Annotated in this window: 1 pseudogene; it reads left to right on the top strand. The window is 41.3% G+C overall.

Annotation, left to right across the window (positions count from 1 at the left end):
• A pseudogene (locus tag E5983_RS10285) lies at positions 1–378 on the top strand (SspB-related isopeptide-forming adhesin); the annotation flags it as partial.

Genomic DNA, 378 nt, shown 5'->3' on the forward strand with positions numbered 1-378 from the left:
TGCGGAAAATAAAGCTGAGACTGAACGGGTAGCTCAAGAAAATGAAGCTGGCCAAAAGGCTGTAGATGCTGAAAATGATCAAAAACAGGCAGAAGCTCAGGCTCAGAATGATAAGTTGAAAGCAGAATATGAAGCTCAACTTGCTAATGCTCAAAAAATCAAGGATGAAAACAAGGCAATTGCTGAACGCAATAAACTAGCTCAGGAGTCCGCTAGTGCGACAAATGCACAGAAAAAAGCAGAATATGATCGTCAGCTAGCTGCTTATGAGAAAGCATTGGCTGATCGTGGTAAGTCTGAGGCAAATAACATTCAATTTGATGGTTATGGTGTCTCAGAGACTTTGGATAGTTTTGGACAACGAACATCTGATGTGGT

It is taken from the genome of Streptococcus danieliae (assembly GCF_009767945.1).
Classification (GTDB): Bacteria; Bacillota; Bacilli; order Lactobacillales; family Streptococcaceae; genus Streptococcus; species Streptococcus danieliae.